Raw genomic sequence first — 565 nt, 5'->3', positions numbered from 1 at the left:
GGATCATAGTGGTGTCTATGTGACGAAAAACCGGGGAAATTTGGACCGATTACCCGCCGGCGCAGTAGGACGATCTCAAGTCCGACAGACTCCTAGAGATCGTCTGCAAAGGTTGAGGCTCTGGAAGTCAGGTTGACAGCGCGACGCCGCATCCTTATAAACCACGCCCCCTGGAGAGGGGGGCAAGAAAAGTGGGGCGATTAGCTCAGCGGGAGAGCACTGCCTTCACACGGCAGGGGTCGCTGGTTCAATCCCAGCATCGCCCACCATCTTCTCTGTTCGGTGTTACTAAGGCTTGACAGTGAAGGCCTGGCGACTAGGATTCGCGCCCGGCTGAGAACCGGATGGTTCGAGGCCGGGGAAATCTCTTTGGCATCAAAGATTTAGAATGGCTTAATCGGCCGTGAACAAATCGAGATGACCTGGGGTTGACAGGGTGATTGGGATGCTTACTATCCCGCCCCTTGCCGGAGACGGCGGCCTGTAAAACAACAGTCTTTTGAGTTACTTAGGTCGACTCGGTCGAGCAAAAGAAACGAAAAAAGAGGGGTTGACAGGGTAAAGC

1 tRNA gene is annotated in these 565 nt (G+C 54.5%); it reads left to right on the top strand.

Annotated features, from left to right (window positions below):
* Positions 1-194: 194 nt before the first annotated feature.
* Positions 195-269: transfer RNA gene (locus AUJ55_12545), tRNA-Val, on the top strand.
* Positions 270-565: the final 296 nt, after the last annotated feature.

This window comes from Proteobacteria bacterium CG1_02_64_396, assembly GCA_001872725.1.
Classification (GTDB): domain Bacteria; phylum Pseudomonadota; class MNWR01; order CG1-02-64-396; family CG1-02-64-396; genus CG1-02-64-396.
This window is presented reverse-complemented; position numbering and strand designations above follow the sequence as displayed.